The sequence below is a fragment of the Herbiconiux solani NBRC 106740 genome (assembly GCF_001571005.1).
Taxonomy (GTDB): Bacteria; Actinomycetota; Actinomycetes; order Actinomycetales; family Microbacteriaceae; genus Herbiconiux; species Herbiconiux solani.
The window spans coordinates 43,214-59,348 of record NZ_BCST01000009.1; the positions used below are offsets into that span (position 1 = coordinate 43,214).

A 16,135-nucleotide genomic window follows, 5' to 3' on the forward strand; every position below is an offset into this window, starting at 1 on the left:
GATGACCGCAGTGCGCTACACGCCGGGCCCCTGGCGGGCCGTGGTCTCGCCGCAGGGCGTCGCCGTTCTGCCCGAGACCGTCGACGCCGAGCTGCTCGGCCGGATCTGGGCCTCGCTCGAGGAGGGCAAGGGCCTCGGCGCCGTGCTCGAGTCGTTGACGGGAGCGTTCGGCACGAGCCTCAGCGCCCTGCCGCCGTTCGCGGTCGCGACCGTGGCGGAGAACGGCGGGCTGCGGCTCGCGGTGCGCGGCGAGCCCGCGATCGAGCTGGTCGAGGCCGACGGCACGGTCGTCGTGGTCTCGGGTGCCGACGTGACCACCTGGAACGAGCGGGCGGTCTCGGTCGCCCGTCGCGCGACCGTTCGCACGCCGGGCTCGGAGGATGCTGGCGGCGAGTGGTACGGCATCACCGACGGGGTCGTGCTGTGCAGCGCTCTCGAGCTGGTGGTGGACGAGGTCTCTGCCGCGGCCCCGCCGGCCGCACAGGCCGGGCTCTCCACTCCTGCGGCCGTGGTGTCAGCGGCGCCGGTGGCACCGGTGGCGGCACCGCCCGCCGCCGCGCCCGCGCCGGTCTCTGCGAGCGATCATGCGGCAGCCGGCATCCCGGATGCGACGCTGATCCCCGAGCCCGTCGAGGCCGTCGAGGCCGCGCAGCCGGTGGACGCCGCCGGGGTGGGCCCGGCCGAGGTGGACGCGCCCGCCGGGCTGACCGAGCTCGTCGACGACGCCGACCCTGTCGAGGGGGCGCAGGACGCCGCACCGGTCGTCGAGGTCGAGGAGCCCGCCGCCGCGGACGAGACGCCGGACCCGGACCGGGTGGAAGACTTCGCGCCGGTCCAGGACCTCGCGCCCGTCGACGACGCGGAGACACCGCTCGGTGACGTGGAGCACACGCAGACCGAGCTGCCCGACGACGCCTACGACCACCTCTGGGGTGCGACCGTGGTGAAGTCCGTCGAGGATGCCGCCGTGCGCGACCTCGACGAAGATGAGACCGAGGACGAGCCCGGATCCGGGCCCGCCGAGGGTGCGGGCGCAGGCGCAGGCCCCGCGTTCACCCCGCCCACCGCGGCGGATCCCGGCCTCCCGGCAGCCGCCCCCGCCGCATCGACACCCGCCGCCGCTCCCGCTCCCGCCCTCCCGGTGCAGACCGGCGGCCTCATCGACAGCGTGCCCGGTTTCGGGTCGCTCGGCGCCTCGTCGGGCAGCGAGAACCTGACCGGCACCACCGTGCCGCCGGCATCCGCATCCGTGCCCGCACCCGCCACCGCCACCGCCACCGCCAACGCCACAGGCGCAGAGACCGACGCCGACACCGACCACGACGGCCTCACGATCTCGGTGTCCGAGCTCGACGCCCTGCGCCGCCTCGAGTCGGCCGCGCCGGTCGCCGACCCGGGTGTAGCGGGCTCCCTCGGCCGCGTGCTGCTCTCGACCGGCGAGCGCTACGAGCTCGACCGCCCGATCATCATCGGCCGGCGCCCCCGCGTCAACCGCGTGCAGGCCGACCAGGTGCCCGTGCTCGTCACGGTCGCCAGCCCCGAGCAGGACATCTCGCGCAACCACCTCGAGGTGCGCCTCGAGGGCCGACACGTTCTCGTGGTCGACCTCGCAACGACCAACGGCTCGGTGCTGCACCGCGACGGCTCGCCGCCGCTCCGCCTGGGGCCCAACGAGCCCGTGCTCGTGCTCTCGGGCGACGTCGTCGATCTCGGCGAGGGCATCAACGTGACCTTCGAGGAGATCCGGTGAACGCCCGTCGTCCGCCCTCCGCGCCGCCCGAGATCCCGGGCTTCTCCTACGTGCAGCTGCTCGGCTCCGGCGGCTTCGCCGACGTCTTCCTCTACGAGCAGCGGATGCCCCGCCGCCGCGTCGCCATCAAGGTCCTGCTCTCCGAGGCGCTCACCGAGGGCGCACGCGAGAGTTTCGACGCCGAGGCCAACCTGATGGCGCAGCTGTCGACGCATCCGTCGATCGTGACGATCTACCAGGCCGACATCGCCGGAGACGGCCGCCCGTACCTGGCGATGGAGTACTGCCCCAAGCCCAACCTGGGCGCGCGGTACCGCCGCGAGAAGATCAGCGTCGCCGAGGCGCTACGGATCGGCATCCAGGTCGCCGGCGCCGTCGAGACCTCGCACCGCGCCGGCATCCTGCACCGCGACATCAAGCCGGCCAATATTCTCGTCACGGAATACAACCGCCCGGCCCTCACCGACTTCGGCATCTCGGTCGCGCTCGTGGGCGGCGGCGGCGAGCAGGAGTCGGTCGGCATGTCGATCCCCTGGTCGCCTCCGGAGGTCTTCGGCTCCGACCCCTCCAGCGGCACCGGCGCCGACATCTACTCGCTCGGGGCCACGGTCTACACGATCCTGGCGGGCCGCTCGCCGTTCGAGGTGGCCGGCGGGTCGAACTCGGGGCTCGACCTGATCGCCCGCATCCAGGGCTCGACCCTGCAGCCGACCGGCCGCGCCGACGTCCCGCCCTCGCTCGAGGAGGTGCTCGCGACCTCGATGGCGAAGGACGAGCGTTCGCGCTACTCCTCGGCCCTCGAGTTCGCCCGGGCCCTGCAGAAGGTGCAGCTCGAGCTGAGCCTCTCGGTCACCCCCGCCGACGTGCTCGACGACCAGCTTCCGACCGACGACCTCGAGGAGGAGGACGACGGCAACACCCGCATCCGCGGGATCGTCACCATCGACCCGACCGGACCGGCCCCGAGCCGCACCGCGCCCGGCCGCACCACACCGGGCCGCGGTGCACCGTCGCGATCGGGCCAGGTGCCGACCTTCTCGTCGCCGGCGGGGGCTCCCCCGGCCGCTTCGGCCCTCCCCGACGTCACCGAGCGCACGCAGCGCCGGGGCTCCGCCCCCGCTCCCGCCCTCCCGGGTGCGGCGCCGACCGGCACGGGCATTTCTGCCCCTCCCGGCTCCACCGGAACTCCGGCCCGGCCGCGCGGCACCGGATCAGGCGCCCCAGGTACCCGCACCTTCTACGTCGACGACCCCCCGGTCGAGCAGACCGTGCAGCGCCCGCCGACCGGTCCCGACTCCGGTGACCCGACCGGCGCATCCCCCTCCCGCCGCCGCCCGCTGCCCTACATCCTCGGCGGCGCCGCCCTCGTGCTCGTGATCGGTGTGGGAGCCATCGTCTTCGCCCTGAACGGCGGAGCCGGGAGCCCCGCCCAGCAGGATGCGACCGAGACCGACAAGCCGGTCGACCAGATCCAGATCACCAACTCCACCGTGCCCGGCCCCACCGCCGTGACGGGGGCCGTCGGGGTCGACGGCAACGCCGTCTTCACCTGGGACGACCCCGCCCCCGAGTCCGGCGACACCTACCGCTGGGCCGTCGTGACCCCCGGCCAGACCAACCAGGCCGTGCGCATCGACCAGCCGACAGTCACCGTCCCGACCGGCGGCGCCGCCTCGGTGTGCATCGAGGTCAGCGTCGTCCGCAGCGACGGCAAGGGCTCTGAACCGACGATCGGATGCACGCCATGACGGATCCGACGCACGCCATGACGAAGGGTTGCCGGCCATGACCATCGACCAGACCGCCCCGACCGCGGCCCACCACTCCGACGCGAGCGTTGAGTTCTGCGGCGAGTGGTTCCCGCTCGACCGCGAGAAGCCTTTCGAGATCGGCCGTGACGCCGACCTCGACATCGACGACAACCAGTACCTGCACCGCCGGTTCCTGCAGATCGCGAACATCGACGGCATGTGGTGGCTCTCGAACGTCGGCTCGCGCCTCTCGGCGACCGTCTCGGACGCCTCGCGCACGATGCAGGCCTGGCTCGCCCCCGGCGCGCGGATGCCGATCGTCTTCGGCCTCACCACGGTGGTCTTCACCGCCGGCCCCACCAGCTACGAGTTCACGGTGCACACCTCGGCGCCGACCTTCATCGACGCCAGCCCGGTTCCGAACGGCAGCGGCGCGACGACTGTGGGAGCCGTGAGCTTCACCTCCTCCCAGAAGCTCCTGATCCTCGCCCTCGCCGAGACCATGCTGAAGCGCGACGGCACCGGCACCAGCGAGATCCCCTCGTCGCAGGCCGCGGCCGAGCGGCTCGGCTGGGCCCTCAGCCGGTTCAACCGCAAGCTCGACAACGTCTGCGACAAGCTCAGCCGCACCGGGGTCGAGGGACTCCGCGGCGGCGTCGGCGCCCTCGCCACGAACCGGCGGGCGCGACTGGTCGAGTACGCCGTGCTCTCCCGGCTGGTCACGAAGGCCGACCTCCCGCTCCTCGACGAGCCCCAGGACGACGTGACCGAGTGACCGGCGCCGCCCGCGGCCCGCAACCCTCCCCGACTCCCCCTCCGATCGACAGGTAGTACCGGATGCGCATCAAAGCCACCCTCCGACGCCCCGGCGGCAGCACCAGCAACCTGGTGATCACGGCCGACGCGACGGCGAGCGTCGGTGACATCGCCGACGCGATCTACGTCGCCGACCCCCAGCGCTCCGGCGAGGCCCCGACCCAGAAGCTCACGCTGCAGATCAGCGCCTCCTCGGGCGAGCAGCGCGTCGCCGACCCGGCCTCGAACCTCCTCGACGCGGGAGTGCGCTCGGGCTCGGTGCTCGACCTCGTGCAGGCCAGCGAGGGCTACGTCTCGCCCGGCGCCTCGGGGCCCGCCGCCGCGACCCTGCGTGTGCTCAGCGGCCCGGATGCGGGGGCTGAGTTCCCGCTCCCGTTCGGCTCGAGCTACATCGGCCGCGAGCGCGGGATCGACGTGCGCCTGTCGGACACGCTCGTCTCGAAGCGCCACGCGCGCATCAACATCGGCGAGCAGGTCGAGATCATCGACATGAAGTCGGCGAACGGCCTGCTGATGGGCGGCGAGCAGGTCGCCCGCACCGCGCTGACCTCGGCCGACGTCGTCGTGCTCGGCGACACCGCGATCTGCGTGGTTCCGCTGCAGCGGCTGGGCGGGGCGGCTCCGTCGACCCCGGTGATCGAGTTCAACCGGTCGCCGCGCGTGGTCGCGCGCTACCCCGGCGACGAGTACCCGGCACCCACCCCGCCGAAGAAGCCGGCCCCGCTGCGCTTCCCGCTCGTCGCGCTGATCGCGCCCCTGATCATGGGCCCGATCCTCTTCCTCGCCACCGGCTCGGCGCTCAGCCTGATCTTCATCGCGCTCAGCCCGATCCTGATGATCGGCACCTGGGTCGACCACAAGCTGCAGACCCGCGGCCAGCTTCGGGATGCGATCAAGCAGTTCACCGAATCCCTCGACGCCTTCGTGACCTCGATGCACGAGAAGCAGCGGGTGCAGCGGGCGGTCAGGGTCTCCGAGGCCCCGCCGGTCACGGCGACCATCGACGCCGTGCAGCGGCTCGGCCAGCTGATGTGGACGAACCGACCCGAGCATCCGACCTTCCTCACCGCACGCCTGGGCCTCGGAACCGCGCCCAGCCGCGACGCGGTGACCACGCCGAGCGAGAACGACGCCCTGCCGGAGTACTACGCCCAGGTCGAGGAGGTCGCCGACCGGTTCTCGCGGATCGACGGCGTGCCCATCGTGGTCGAGTTCCGTCGCGCGGGCGCCCTCGGGGTCGCCGGCGGCGCGGCCGAGCGCCAGGGCGTCGCCCGCGGCATCCTGACCCAGCTCGTCGGCCTGCACTCCCCGGCCGAGCTCGTCGTCTGCGCGCTCGTCTCGCCGACCTCGCGCGCGACCTGGGAGTGGCTGGAATGGCTGCCCCACACCTCGTCGCCGCACAGCCCGCTCGCCGGGGACCACCTCGCCGACAACCCCGGCAGCGGCGCCTCGCTGCTGGCCAGGATCGAGGAGCTGATCGACGCCCGCACCACGGGAGCGCCGAGCCCTCGCGGCCCGATCGACACCTCCCGCCGCAAGGGCGGCAGCACGGGCGGAGGCGAGGGCGACGAGCTCGAGCACCCGATCACGCCCTCGGTGCTGCTCGTGATCGAGGACGACACCCCGCTGGACCGCGGCCGCCTCACCCGGATCGTCGAGCGCGGGGCCGACGCCAACGTGCACGTGGTCTGGTCGGCTCCCTCGATCGCCCACCTGCCGGCCGCGTGCCGCAGCTTCGTGAGCATCGACCAGGACCCGAAGTCGGGAACTGCGGGCCAGGTGCGCCTCGGCGAGCACACCTTCCCGCTCGAGTGCGAGACCGTCGACGCCGACACCGCGCACCGGCTGGCCCGCCAGCTGGCACCGGTCATCGACGTGGGTGCGCCGATCGACGACGACTCCGACCTGCCCCGCCAGGTCTCCTACCTCTCCCTCGTCGGCAGCGAACTCGCCGAGGTGCCCGAGGCCGTGATCGACCGCTGGCGCGAGAGCAACTCGATCGCCGTGCGCGACGGCTCGCCGTTCCAGCGCCGCAAGCACGCCGGATCGCTCCGCGCCCTGGTCGGCCACTCCGGCACCGAGCCGTTCTACCTCGACATCCGCAACCAGGGCCCGCACGCGCTCGTGGGCGGCACGACCGGTGCCGGCAAGAGCGAGTTCCTGCAGTCCTGGGTGCTCGGCATGGCCGCGGCGCACAGCCCCGACCGCGCCACCTTCCTCTTCATCGACTACAAGGGCGGCGCGGCCTTCGCCGACTGCGTCGCGCTGCCGCACACCGTGGGGCTCGTCACCGACCTGAGCCCGCACCTGGTGCGCCGGGCCCTGACCAGCCTCCGGGCCGAGCTCCGCTACCGGGAGCACCTGCTCAACCGCAAGAAGGCGAAAGACCTGGTGTCGCTCGAGAAGACCGGCGACCCGGACACCCCGCCGAGCCTCCTGATCGTGGTCGACGAGTTCGCCGCCCTGGTGCAGGAGGTGCCCGAGTTCGTCGACGGCGTCGTCGACGTCGCCCAGCGCGGACGGTCCCTCGGCCTCCACCTCATCCTCGCCACCCAGCGGCCGGCGGGCGTGATCAAGGACAACCTGCGCGCCAACACCAACCTGCGCATCGCGCTCCGGATGGCCGACGCCGACGACTCCAGCGACATCCTGGGCGACCCGATGGCCGCCTACTTCGACCAGTCGATCCCCGGCCGTGGTGCCGCGAAGACGGGCCCGGGGCGGATCGCGCCCTTCCAGACCGGCTACGCGGGCGGCTGGACCACGAACGAGCCGACGCGCCCGCGGATCGACCTCACCGAGATGGACTTCGGCGCCGGCGCGAACTGGGACATCCCCGAGACCGAGACGCCGGAGTCGGCCGAGCAGGGGCCGAACGACATCGCCCGGCTGGTGTCGAGCATCCGCACCGCCGCTTCGCTCGCCAACATCCCCGAGCCCCGCAAGCCCTGGCTCGACGAGCTCGCCGCGGTCTACGACTTCTCGCTGCTGCCGAACCCGCGCACGGATGAGCAGCTGCTGCTCGGCGTGATCGACGACCCGGCCACGCAGAGCCAGCCGACCGTCTTCTACGAGCCCGACCGCGACGGCAACATGGCCATCTACGGCACGGGTGGCTCCGGCAAGAGCGCCACCCTGCGCACGATCGCCGTTTCGGCGGCGATCACCCCCCGCGGCGGGCCCGTGCACGTCTACGGGCTCGACTTCGGCTCGAGCGGGCTCACCATGCTCGAAGACCTCCCGCACGTCGGCGCGATCATCTCCGGCGACGACGAGGAGCGGGTCATCCGGCTGCTCAGGATGCTGCGCGACCTGGTCGACGACCGCTCGATCCGCTACTCCGCGGTGCGCGCCGGCTCGATCGGCGAGTACCGCCGGCTCGCCGGGGCGCCCGAGGAGCCGCGCATCCTGGTGCTCGTCGACGGCATCGGCGCCTTCCGCGACCAGTACGAATTCGGCGGGCACTCGGCCTGGTTCACCACCTTCTCGCAGATCGCCACCGACGGCCGCGGCGTCGGCGTGCACATCGTGATCACCGGCGACCGCCCGAACTCGGTGCCGGCCTCGCTCGGCTCGACGATCCAGCGCCGGCTGATCCTCCGGATGGCGAACGAGGACGACTACTCGCTGGTCGGCGCCCCCAAGGACACGCTGAGCGCGGTCTCCCCGCCCGGTCGCGGGGTGATGGACGGCGACGAGGTGCAGGTCGCGGTGCTCGGAGCCGACTCGAACGTCGCCATCCAGGCCCGTGAGATCGCCAAGCTCGCCGAGGCGATGGAGCGGCAGAAGGTCACGCCGGCGGCGCCCATCCGTACCCTGGCCGACTCGATCCCGCTCGGCACGCTGCCCGCGGTCTCCGGTGGCGCGCCCGTCGTGGGCGTGCGGGACGACACCCTCGGGCCGTTCTCGATCAAGCCGAGCGGCGCCCTGCTCGTGGCCGGAACGGCCGGCAGCGGGCGCTCGACCGCGCTCGCGACGATCGCGACGGCTCTGCGACGGGCCGACCCCGGCATCCGCCTCGTGCACATCTCGCCGCGCCGCACGACCCTGACCCCGCTGCCGATCTGGAGCCTGTCGCTGTCGGACCCGGCCCAGATATCCGCCTTCGCCGACGACGTCTCGTCGCAGCTGGACGCCGAGACGCTGAAGCCGACGCAGTTCGCGCTCTTCGTCGAGAACGTCGGGGAGCTCAACGGCTCCCCGGCCGAGGCCGACGTCGACCGGCTGGTGAGACGCGCCCTCCGGGACGACGTGTTCGTGATCGGCGAGAGCGAGTCGTCGACCTGGTCGGCGGCCTGGACCCTCGCGGGGCCGTTCAAGAACTCCAAGCGCGGGCTCCTGCTCGTGCCGGGAGAGCTCGACGGCGACTCCCTGCTCGGCACCTCGCTCGGGCGCTTCAAGCGCTCGGATCTGCCGCCTGGCCGGGGATTCTTCATCCAGGGCGGACGGCTCACGAAGGTGCAGCTGGCCACCCGGGACGACTGACGGACGGGGCATGGGGAGGCATGGGTAGTTCTCCCCATCGACGTTCGCCGAAGCGCTCAATAGTGTCTTTCTTGTGAGGACGACCTCACGAGAAGTAGCGGAACCGGACAGCCCGGGCCGCGGAACGAAAAGGAGAGAACAATGGCCGTATGGGGTCTTGACGTCGAGCAGGTTCGCGGGCTCAGCAAGCAGCTCAACACGCAGTCGCAGCAGGTCCAGCAGATCCTGACCACGCTCACCACCGCTCTCCAGAGCGTGCAGTGGACCGGTCCGGACGCGGAGGGCTTCCGCAACGAGTGGAACACCACGCACACCGCCGCCCTCAAGCAGGTCATCACCGCTCTCGAGGACGCTTCGCAGAAGGCGTCGAAGAACGCCAGCGACCAGGAGGCCACCTCCAACGCCTAGTCGGAATCGGCGGGGGTCCTCCGGGGCCCCCGCCTTCCGTCGTCCCGACCTATCCACGCGCTGAGAGGGAGCCATGCCTGGGGGATTCTACGGAGCGGATGTCGCCGCGCTTCGAAAACTGGCGAAGCAGTTCGAGACTGCCGCCGATCAACTGAACACGGTCACGTCCACCCTGACCACGAGCGTCAATCAGGCGCACGCCTGGAAGGGTCCGGATGCGACCGGCTTCCGCGCCGACTGGAACGGGACGCACACCGCGAAGCTCAAGGCCGCGGTCAGCGCCCTCCAGGGCGGTAGCGGTGACCTGCTCAAGAACGCCGACGAGCAGGACGCGGCCTCCACCGACACCATGGGTGGCGGCGGATCGGGCGGCGGCTCGGGATCGGGCGGCTCCGGCGGCTCCGGCTCCGGCGGCTCGGGAGGCGGCGGCAGCTCAGGCGGTGGCAGCTCAGGCGGCGGTGGCGGCGGGGGCGGAGTCGGCGGCGAGGGTGACGGCTCCAGCAGCTCCAGCGACGCCCACGGCTTCGAGGCCGACGGTTCGGCCTCGGCCGGCACCGAGACCGGCCCGACCTCCGCCAGTGCCGACGCCAACGCTCAATGGCAGTGGGGCGCCGGAGCGGAAGCGCACGGCGAGTTCGACAACGGAACCGTCTCGGGTGAGGGCAACGCCGATGCCTTCGTCGGGATCGACACGGATGCCGGCGCCAGCGCGGGCATCAGCCTGGACGGCGCGGAGGCCAACGCCTCCGCCAGCGCGATGGTGGGCGCCGAGGCCTCGGCCGACGGCTCCGTCTCGGTGCTGAACGGTCTGGCCGGGGCGGAAGGCAGCGCCTCCGCGATGGCCGGAGCCGAGGCCAACGCCGAGGTGGGCGCGACGATCGGACCCGACGGCATCGGTGCGAACGCCGGCTTCGACGCCTTTGCAGGCGCTCAGGCCGGAGTGGACGGCAGTGTCTCGGCCGTCGGTGTGACCGCGGGAGGCGGTGCCGAGGTCTACGCCGGCATCGGAGCCCACGCCAACGTCGACGCGAGCATCTCGATGGACGAGATCGGCGTGAGTGTCGACGTCGGAGCCGCGCTGGGAATCGGCGCGGGCGTCAACTTCGACATCTCGTTCAGCCCGCAGGACGCCGTCGACTCCGTCGCCGGGTTCTTCGGGTTCTGATCCGCATCCGTCCCCCTTCTTCCTCACCGATCCCCAAAGCTGAAAGGCTGAACCCATGACTCACACGCTGACCTTCCCCGGCGAGTCCGCTCCGGCGTTCCCGTCCGTCACCCTCACGCTGCCCGACGACTGGCAGGCGCTCTCGGTCTCCGGCGCGGTGCTCGCCGCCGGCAAGACCGTCGAGCAGGGCCAGTTCCGGCCCAACGTGGTCGTCGCCGTCTCCCGCTTCGGCTCCGACTACTCGCTGCAGACGGCGATCGACGCCGTGGTCGCCCGGGTGGCGAGCATCCCGGGTGTCGTCGAACTCGGCCGCGAAGAGCTCGAGGTGCTCGGCACGCCCGGGTACCGCATCGAGTTCAGCTACCCCGACGAGCGCGTCGGCACCCTGATGCAGGGTGTGCGGATCGCCGTGGTCGAGAACGGCCCGGTCACCGACCTGGTGCAGCTCACGGTCACCGCCACCGGCGAGCAGGCCACCGAGCTCTGGGGCGAGCTGCGCGAGATCCAGGCGAGCGCCACGAGCGCGGCCTAGGCTCGAACCATGGCAGACACCTTCGAACAGGCCCAGGCCCGTGTGCTCGCGCTCAACAGCGACGACTTGCCCTTCGTGTATCAGGCGGCCCCCTACGGCATCCAGGCCGTCTGGAAGTACGCCGACGTGAAGTGGGCCGCGATCACCGCGGCCGGCACCATCGACGCCTCCTACGAGCTCCGGGTGACCCTGGATCCCGCCGAGTCCCAGTGGGAGTTCGACGAGACCGAGTCGCGGAGCGAGACGCGCGTCCGCAGCACCGGTGGCGGCGGATTCAGCATCGGCGGCTCGGCCTCGACCTTCAAGGGCAACCAGAACAAGAAGAGCTTCTCGTTCGGCGTCGGGTCGGCCGCGCGCACGACCGACCGGCAAGGCACGCACGACGGCAACCTCTACGGGTACTCCTTCACCACCGACGAGATCAAGCAGCCGCTCATCGCGGCGCTCGAGCAGGGCGGCTGGGAGGCCAAGAAGAAGGGCCTGTTCGGGAAGCTCTTCGGCGGCTGAGGCCCCCCTCGGTTGAGGGCGGGATGCAGCGGGTGTAACTTTGCAGTCTGCGCAATGTTCGCGCGTTCCCCCGTTCTCTTCTCTTTCCCGAGGATGCCCATGTCGCGCACCAATCCGTCGTCCCGCCGATCAGCGTCGGAGGCCCGTGCCAAGCAGTTCGAGGAATCCGGCGGGAAGATGACCCACCGGCAGATCCTGTTCATCATCTTCGGACTGATGGCGGGCATGTTCCTCGCCTCGCTCGACCAGACGATCGTCGGCACGTCGATGCGCACGATCGGCGACGACCTCGACGGCATCAGCCTCCAGGCCTGGGTGACGACCGGCTACCTCATCCTGTCGACCATCTCGACGCCGCTGTACGGCAAGCTCTCCGACATCTTCGGGCGACGCCCGCTCTACATCATCGCGATCGTCATCTTCCTGATCGGTTCGCTGCTGGCCGGGCTCGCGACCGACATGTACCAGCTCGCGATCTTCCGGGCCATCCAGGGCCTCGGCGCCGGCGGTCTGATGTCGCTGGCCCTCACGGTGATGGGCGACATCCTCGCCCCCCGCGAGCGCGCCAAGTACCAGGGCTACTTCCTCGCCACCTTCGGCATCTCGAGCGTGATCGGCCCGCTGCTGGGCGGCCTCCTCTCCGGCGCACCCCAGATCCTCGGCATCACCGGATGGCGCTGGATCTTCCTGCTGAACCTGCCGATCGGCGCGGTCGCGATGGTCATCGTGCTGCTCTTCCTGCACATCCCGCACACCAAGCGCGAGGTGCGCATCGACTGGTGGGGCGTGGTCGCGGTCATCGTCACCGTCGTGCCGATCCTCCTCGTCGCCGAGCAGGGCCGCGAGTGGGGCTGGGGCTCGTGGGGCGCCATCCTCTGCTACGTGCTCGCGCCGCTCGGACTCGCGCTGTTCATCGTGGTCGAGCGCCGCATGGGCGACGACGCGATCATTCCGCTGAAGCTTTTCAAGTCGTCGACCTTCACGGTCGCGACGATCCTCGGCGTGCTGGTCGGCTTCGGGATGTTCGGGGCCATGATGACCATCCCGAACTACCTGCAGATCGCCACGGGCGCGACGCCCACCCAGGCCGGACTGCTGATGATCCCGATGGTGCTGGGCCTCATGATCTCCTCGATCGTGTCGGGCCAGCTGATCTCGCGCACCGGCCGGTACAAGATCTTCCCGACGCTCGGCACGGGTCTGCTGGTGGTCGCGTTCATCTACATGAGCTTCGTCTCGGCCGACAAGCCGGTCTGGTACGTGCTGATCGGGATGCTCGTGATCGGCCTCGGACTGGGCCAGCTCATGCAGACCCTCACGATCGCGTCGCAGAACTCGGTCGGCCCGCGGGACATCGGCGTGGCCACGTCGAGCTCGACCTTCTTCCGCTCGATCGGTGGAACGCTGGGCACGGCCGTGGTGTTCTCGGTGCTGTTCTCGCGCCTGGGCAACACCCTGCTGGACGCGTTCACGAACCCGGAGATCATCGCCGGCACGCAGGCGGCCGCGGCCGACCCCGCGGTGCAGGCGAACCCGGCCAATGCCGCCATCCTGCAGGTGCTCGCGAACGCGCAGACCGACCCGTCCTCGCTCGGCACGGCGCTGAGCGGCGACACCTCGTTCCTCGTGGGCGCCGACTCGCGGCTCAGCCTGCCGTTCGTGGACGCCTGGGCCAACGCCACCTCGACCGTGTTCCTCGTCTGCCTCGCGGTGGTCGCGGTCGCGTTCGTGCTCAGCTTCTTCCTCAAGGCGACGCCGCTCCGTCAGCGCTCGGCCCTCGAGGAGAGCGCGGCCGAGGATGCCGCCGTCAAGGCCCAGCTCGCCGCCGAGCAGGCCGGCGCCCTGGTCCTCCCCGACCTCCCCACCGGAAGTGTCCCCGTCCAGAAGCCGGCCGGCCAAGCCTGAAATCGGGTTCCGGAAGCCTGAGGGTAGTTAGAAGTCCCTCAGGTTTCCGCGGAGGCCTCCGGCGCCGTAGGTGGTTCGGAGGATGCCTCGGCGGCGGAGGATGGGGACGAGCTCGCCGAGCATGCGGTGGATCGTCACGGGGTGCAGGTCGCCCGAGAAGATGAAGCCGTCGTTGTCGGCCTCGTCGCCGAGTTCCTGGATGAAGTCGGCGATCTCCTCCGCCGTGCCGACGTAACCGGCCCGGTCCGAGATGCGGCCGAGGCGCGCCTTGGCGGTGAGCAGCTCGCGGAGCGTCGCATCCGCGAAGTCGTCGTACCGTCCGAGGAGCCCCTTGATGGTCCCGCGGGAGACGTGGTCGCCGAAGATGGCGGGGTCGACCGGCCGGTCGAGGTCGAGCCCGGTGAGGTCGGTCTCGAGATCGCTGGACTGCCCGGCGGCCACCGCGAGCAGCGTCTCGTCGTCCGGGTGCGCCGAGGCGTCGACGATCCGGTCGGCCTCCTCGCGGCTGGACACGATGATCGGCTTGAACACGAACAGCACGTCGATGTCGGATGGATCGCGGCCGTTCGCACGCGCCGCCGCGTGCACCTTCGCCCGGTAGGCCCGGATCGTCTCGACGTCGAGCGAGGCCAGCGCGAGCTGCACCTCGGACTGCTCCCCCGCGAAGGCCAGCCCCCGCGGCGACCCGCCCGGCGAGACCACGATCGGGTCGCCCGAGAGCGCCCCGCCCGCGCCGAGCCCCGGGAAGGGCAGCGCGTTGAGCGGGCCGTCGAACCGGTAGTGCTCGCCGCGATGCGCGAACGCATCCAGCTTCGACCCGTCGGCGAACCGGCCGGTCGCGGCGTCGGCGATCAGCGCATCCTCACCCCAGCTGTGCCAGAGCCGCCGCACCGCGCCCAGCCACTCCTCGGCCCGGTCGTAGGCGCCGTCGTGATCGAGCGGCTCGGCGCCGAAGTGCCGGCTCGAGCCGACGTCGGTCACCACGTTGATGCCGAACCGGTTCGCACTCAGGTGCTGCAGCGTCGCGAACTGGCGCGCCGCCTGGTACGGCGAGTACGCCAGCGGGTTCACGGTCGGCGCGATGCCCAGGTGGGTCGTGGCGTCAAAGAGGTAGGGGGCGAGCAGCAGCGGGTCGTGCTTCGGCCCGCCGTAGGCGCTCCGAATGCGCAGGTCGAGCGTGTCCGCGTTGCCGAGCGAGAGAGCGTCCTCGATGATCACGAGGTCGAAGCCCGCCTGCTCCAGGGTCTTCGCCGACTGCTGGTAGAGGTCGGGGCGGGTCCAGTCGTGGTTCCACTCCCAGTACGGGTGGCCCCAGCCGTGCGGGCCGAAGCCGCGCGAGAGGAACCAGCCGAAGTGCTGCAGTCGCGACATCCTCAGCCCACCTCGGCGAGATCGGGCGCCGAGGGCGCGGGCGCCGAGACCGCGGATGCCGAGAGCACGGTCGGGGCTGTGGGTTCGGCTGCGACTGCGGCTGCGGCGGGCCGCACTGCACGGCGCACGGCGGCGAGCCCCCGCTCGAGGTCGGCGATCAGGTCGTCCGGGTCCTCGACCCCCACCGACAGGCGGATGAGCCCCGGCCCGATCCCGGCTGCGTCGCGCTGCTCCTGGGTGCGCGCCGCGTGCGTGGTCGACGCCGGGTGGATGACGAGCGAGCGCACGTCGCCGAGGTGCGTCATGCGCGTGAACAGCTCCACCGCGTCGAAGAAGGCCACGGCCGCCGGCAAACCACCCCGCAGCGTGAACGAGAACACCGACCCCTGCCCGTCCGGCAGGTACCGCTCGGCGAGCGCGTGGAACGGACTCGACGCGAGCCCGGAGTAGTCGACCCCCTCGACCTCGGGCTGCTGCTCGAGCCAGCCGGCGAGCCGGGCGGCGGTCGCCGACTGCCGGTCGACCCGGAGCGACAGCGTCTCGATCCCCTGCTGGATGAGGAAGGCGTTGAGCGGGGACGGCGTCGGTCCGAACCGCGAGGCCACGACGTCGCGCGCGTACGCCGCGAATGCTCCGCCGCCGAACCGCTCCGTGAAGCTCGCGCCCCCCAGGCTCCGTGCCGGCTCGACCAGGTGCGGGAAGGCCGGGGTCGCCCAGTCGAAGCCGTCCCCGCTCACGATCACACCGCCGAGCACCGCCCCGTGCCCGGCCAGGAACTTGCTCGCCGAGTGCACGACCACATCGGCCCCGTGCTCGAGCGGACGGAGGAGGTACGGCGTCGCGAAGGTGTTGTCGACGATCAGCGGGATCCCGTGCCGGTGCGCGACCCCGGCCACCAGCGCAAGGTCGACGAGGTCGTTGCGCGGATTTGGGATCGACTCGACGAACAGCGCCCGCGTCTCCGGCCGGATGGCCAGCTCCCAGGCGAGCGGATCGTTCGCCTCGCGCACGAACGAGGTCTCGATGCCGAGCCGGCCGAAGTTCTCCAGGAACAGCCCGCGCGACCCCTCGTAGATGCTCTCGGCCGAGACGAGGTGGTCGCCGGCCTGCAGCAGGGCGAGCACGGCGACCGACACGGCCGCCTGGCCGCTGCCGACCAGGATGGCGTCGGTGCCGCCCTCCAGGTCGGCGATCCTCCGCTCGAGCGCCGAGTTCGTGGGATTGCCGATCCGCGTGTAGGTGAAACCATCCTCCGCACCCTGGAAGCGGTCGCGCGCTTGGCCGAAGTCCTCGAACACGAAACCCGCGGTGAGGTGGATCGGGGTCGCCCGGGCGTTGACGCCGTCGGCAGCCGCGGTGCGGCCGGCGTGCACCTGACGGGTGGCGAAACCCGGGGCGCTGCGGCGCGCATCCGGTGTCCTCGGCTCGGTCATCGGCGTCTCCTC

At 71.6% G+C, this 16,135-nt stretch carries 11 protein-coding genes; 9 read left to right on the forward strand and 2 right to left on the reverse strand.

The window, feature by feature from the left end; genetic code table 11:
- The first annotated feature begins 1 nt into the window (after position 1).
- From HSO01S_RS16015 to HSO01S_RS16055, 9 genes are all read left to right on the forward strand, one after another.
- Entirely contained in the window at positions 2–1,750 is a 1,749-nt protein-coding gene (locus HSO01S_RS16015) for an FHA domain-containing protein (protein WP_066043317.1), read from the forward strand.
- Positions 1,747–3,498 carry a serine/threonine-protein kinase gene (locus HSO01S_RS16020; RefSeq protein ID WP_066043318.1) on the forward strand — a complete coding sequence of 584 codons (1,752 nt, stop codon included), beginning with the start codon at positions 1,747–1,749 and terminating at the stop codon, positions 3,496–3,498. The genes HSO01S_RS16015 and HSO01S_RS16020 overlap by 4 nt, the downstream gene beginning before the upstream one ends.
- 37 nt (positions 3,499–3,535) lie before the next feature.
- Positions 3,536–4,276 (forward strand): FHA domain-containing protein, encoded by a 741-nt coding sequence (locus tag HSO01S_RS16025; RefSeq protein WP_066043319.1) that lies wholly within the window; start codon positions 3,536–3,538, stop codon positions 4,274–4,276.
- A gap of 62 nt (positions 4,277–4,338) precedes the next feature.
- Positions 4,339–8,802, forward strand: coding sequence for a type VII secretion EssC family protein (locus HSO01S_RS16030; RefSeq protein WP_066043320.1), 4,464 nt, complete (start codon positions 4,339–4,341; stop codon positions 8,800–8,802).
- A gap of 141 nt (positions 8,803–8,943) precedes the next feature.
- The gene (locus HSO01S_RS16035; RefSeq protein ID WP_066043321.1) at positions 8,944–9,210 is read left to right on the forward strand and encodes a WXG100 family type VII secretion target; all 267 of its coding nucleotides are present in this window, start codon (positions 8,944–8,946) and stop codon (positions 9,208–9,210) included.
- Positions 9,211–9,283: 73 nt separating this feature from the next.
- On the forward strand, positions 9,284–10,375 hold the full coding sequence (locus HSO01S_RS19140) for a hypothetical protein (protein WP_066043322.1): 1,092 nt from the start codon (positions 9,284–9,286) through the stop codon (positions 10,373–10,375).
- Between the two features lie 55 nt (positions 10,376–10,430).
- Complete coding sequence (locus HSO01S_RS16045; protein ID WP_066043323.1) at positions 10,431–10,907, forward strand: LpqN/LpqT family lipoprotein; 477 nt, start codon at positions 10,431–10,433, stop codon at positions 10,905–10,907.
- A gap of 9 nt (positions 10,908–10,916) precedes the next feature.
- Positions 10,917–11,414, forward strand: a complete 498-nt coding sequence (locus HSO01S_RS16050; protein ID WP_066043325.1) for a hypothetical protein — start codon at positions 10,917–10,919, stop codon at positions 11,412–11,414.
- A gap of 177 nt (positions 11,415–11,591) precedes the next feature.
- Entirely contained in the window at positions 11,592–13,319 is a 1,728-nt protein-coding gene (locus HSO01S_RS16055) for an MDR family MFS transporter (RefSeq protein ID WP_066043384.1), read from the forward strand.
- Positions 13,320–13,346: 27 nt separating this feature from the next.
- Here HSO01S_RS16055 and HSO01S_RS16060 read toward each other — a convergent pair whose 3' ends face one another.
- Entirely contained in the window at positions 13,347–14,690 is a 1,344-nt protein-coding gene (locus HSO01S_RS16060; protein WP_066043327.1) for an LLM class flavin-dependent oxidoreductase, read from the reverse strand.
- Positions 14,691–14,692: 2 nt separating this feature from the next.
- Positions 14,693–16,123 (reverse strand): O-acetylhomoserine aminocarboxypropyltransferase/cysteine synthase family protein, encoded by a 1,431-nt coding sequence (locus tag HSO01S_RS16065; RefSeq protein WP_066043329.1) that lies wholly within the window; start codon positions 16,121–16,123, stop codon positions 14,693–14,695.
- Positions 16,124–16,135: the final 12 nt, after the last annotated feature.

Bases quoted from the DNA above. Each gene is read 5' to 3' on its own strand.
- HSO01S_RS16050 (WP_066043325.1), top strand. From the start codon at position 10,917: ATGGCAGACACCTTCGAACAGGCCCAGGCCCGTGTGCTCGCGCTCAAC.
- HSO01S_RS16015 (WP_066043317.1), top strand. From the start codon at position 2: ATGACCGCAGTGCGCTACACGCCGGGCCCCTGGCGGGCCGTGGTCTCG.
- HSO01S_RS16030 (WP_066043320.1), top strand. From the start codon at position 4,339: ATGCGCATCAAAGCCACCCTCCGACGCCCCGGCGGCAGCACCAGCAAC.
- HSO01S_RS19140 (WP_066043322.1), top strand. From the start codon at position 9,284: ATGCCTGGGGGATTCTACGGAGCGGATGTCGCCGCGCTTCGAAAACTG.
- HSO01S_RS16060 (WP_066043327.1), bottom strand. From the start codon at position 14,690: ATGTCGCGACTGCAGCACTTCGGCTGGTTCCTCTCGCGCGGCTTCGGC.
- HSO01S_RS16055 (WP_066043384.1), top strand. From the start codon at position 11,592: ATGACCCACCGGCAGATCCTGTTCATCATCTTCGGACTGATGGCGGGC.
- HSO01S_RS16025 (WP_066043319.1), top strand. From the start codon at position 3,536: ATGACCATCGACCAGACCGCCCCGACCGCGGCCCACCACTCCGACGCG.
- HSO01S_RS16045 (WP_066043323.1), top strand. From the start codon at position 10,431: ATGACTCACACGCTGACCTTCCCCGGCGAGTCCGCTCCGGCGTTCCCG.
- HSO01S_RS16065 (WP_066043329.1), bottom strand. From the start codon at position 16,123: ATGACCGAGCCGAGGACACCGGATGCGCGCCGCAGCGCCCCGGGTTTC.
- HSO01S_RS16035 (WP_066043321.1), top strand. From the start codon at position 8,944: ATGGCCGTATGGGGTCTTGACGTCGAGCAGGTTCGCGGGCTCAGCAAG.